The following is a 714-nucleotide window of genomic DNA, read 5'->3' on the forward strand; positions in this document are numbered from 1 at the left end:
GGGGTGAGGACAGTGTCTGGTGGGTAGTTTGACTGGGGCGGTCTCCTCCCAAAGAGTAACGGAGGAGCACGAAGGTTAGCTAATCACGGTCGGACATCGTGAGGTTAGTGCAAAGGCATAAGCTAGCTTGACTGCGAGAGTGACGGCTCGAGCAGGTGCGAAAGCAGGTCTTAGTGATCCGGTGGTTCTGAATGGAAGGGCCATCGCTCAACGGATAAAAGGTACTCCGGGGATAACAGGCTGATACCGCCCAAGAGTTCATATCGACGGCGGTGTTTGGCACCTCGATGTCGGCTCATCACATCCTGGGGCTGAAGTAGGTCCCAAGGGTATGGCTGTTCGCCATTTAAAGTGGTACGCGAGCTGGGTTTAGAACGTCGTGAGACAGTTCGGTCCCTATCTGCCGTGGGCGTTGGAAGATTGAGAGGGGTTGCTCCTAGTACGAGAGGACCGGAGTGAACGCACCACTGGTGTTCGGGTTGTCATGCCAATGGCACTGCCCGGTAGCTAAGTGCGGAAAAGATAAGCGCTGAAAGCATCTAAGCGCGAAACTTGCCTCGAGATGAGTCTTCCCTGGGCCTTTAAGGCCCCTGAAGGAACGTTTAAGACTAAGACGTTGATAGGCTGGGTGTGTAAGTGCAGCGATGCATTGAGCTAACCAGTACTAATGATCCGTGAGGCTTAACCTTACAACACCGAAGGTGTTTTAGAGAC

Annotated in this window: 1 rRNA gene; it reads left to right on the forward strand. The window is 53.5% G+C overall.

Annotated elements, in window-relative coordinates:
• A 23S ribosomal RNA gene (locus tag ACCC84_RS23550) occupies positions 1-689 on the forward strand; the annotation flags it as partial.
• Between the last annotated feature and the right edge of the window lie 25 nt (positions 690-714).

The organism is Serratia odorifera (genome assembly GCF_041448735.1).
GTDB lineage: Bacteria > Pseudomonadota > Gammaproteobacteria > Enterobacterales > Enterobacteriaceae > Serratia_F > Serratia_F odorifera.